Below are 1373 nucleotides of genomic sequence, written 5' to 3' on the forward strand. Positions count from 1 at the left end.
TGATATTGTCAATATTGGTTGACACATTTATCTCAAAGATATCATTTCCTATGCAGCCAGGCCCAGAGATTGGTAGTATCTCTGACGCTTAATCATAGGAGGAAGCCCACCGTTGGCAGAGCAGATCCTCCTGTTGTTCCAGTAACTGATGAAATATCTCCAAATAAGAACTCTCAGCTCATCCGTGGTCAGGCTTTCCGTATTGTAGCGGTCATAGAGAAGCTCGCTTTTCATTCTGGCCCACATGCTTTCACATCGAGCATTATCGTGGCACCTGCCACCATCACTGTTCATGCTTTGTATAATGCCATATTTAGAAAGCGCCTGACGGTAGGTTTCACTGGTATATTGTCTTCCTCTGTCGGAGTGCACAATGGCACCTCGCAGATCAGGATGCGCCAGATAGGCATTATCCAGTGTATGCTCACACAGAGTTGCCTTCATGTTTGTTTCCATTGCCAGTCCCAGAACGCTGGAATCAAAGCAGTCGAAGATGGCTGAAACATACAGTTTTCCATCTTTTGCCTTGATTTCTGTGATATCAGTTACGCATTTTTCAAGTGGCTTATCAGCCTTGAACTCTCTCTTCAGAAGATCATCTGACTTACGTGCTTCCCGATCAGCCTTGGTAATGCCATTTGGCTTGCGCTTTGGCCGATGGACAAGTCCTATTTCATCCATAACCCTGTAAACGGTTCGTTCACTGGGGATCTTGATTCCCGTCGGATTCTTAAGGAGCAGTGCTTGGTACATGCGAATACGTCCATAGGTATCATTGCATTCATCCTCAGCATGGATCACTCTCATGGCATCAGCAAGATCCTGATATTTCCAAGGGCGATCTTTAATAGCAAGATATTTGTAGAAACCCTGGCGGCTGACGCCAAGCATCCGGCAATAGAATGAGAGTTTTCCCTTAATCACGCCGTCTTTCGTTTTTATGGCAATGAACATCATTCTTTGGTTCTTGCTGACTTCCGACGGCTGGCTGCGAAAAAAGCGCTTGCTTCCTCGAGAAATTCATTTTCCTCTTTCAGACGCCGGATTTCTTTGTCCTGATCTTTAACGCGTTTGCGGAGCATGGCAAGCTCCTCAGCAAGACTCATCGCGCTTTCCGGAGTATGTGCACCGTCGCCAATATCCAATGTGCCTGCTCTAACTGCTTTCAGCCATGTGTGGATGGTTCCTTCTGGGATACCTAATTCTTTGGCTGCCTTAGCACCGCCGATTTCTTTGGCAAGTTTGACAGCCTGGATCTTATATTCCTGGTCGTATTTACGTTGGGTTCGTGACATTGAGAGTTCCTCCTTATTCTCTTTTATTATACATGAATTCCTTGAGAATAAGGTGTCAACTTTATTTATACAACATCA

Annotated in this window: 2 protein-coding genes; both read right to left on the minus strand. The window is 45.4% G+C overall.

Features of this window, described 5'->3' with window-relative positions; genetic code table 11:
• Window positions 1-48: 48 nt before the first annotated feature.
• Window positions 49-957, minus strand: coding sequence for an IS3 family transposase (locus WMO62_RS15745; RefSeq protein ID WP_118489533.1), 909 nt, complete (start codon window positions 955-957; stop codon window positions 49-51).
• Window positions 954-1295 (minus strand): transposase, encoded by a 342-nt coding sequence (locus tag WMO62_RS15750; protein WP_006855988.1) that lies wholly within the window; start codon window positions 1293-1295, stop codon window positions 954-956. Before WMO62_RS15750 ends, WMO62_RS15745 begins: the two co-directional genes overlap by 4 nt.
• Window positions 1296-1373: the final 78 nt, after the last annotated feature.

Source organism: Hominiventricola aquisgranensis (assembly GCF_040096225.1).
GTDB lineage: Bacteria > Bacillota > Clostridia > Lachnospirales > Lachnospiraceae > Hominiventricola > Hominiventricola aquisgranensis.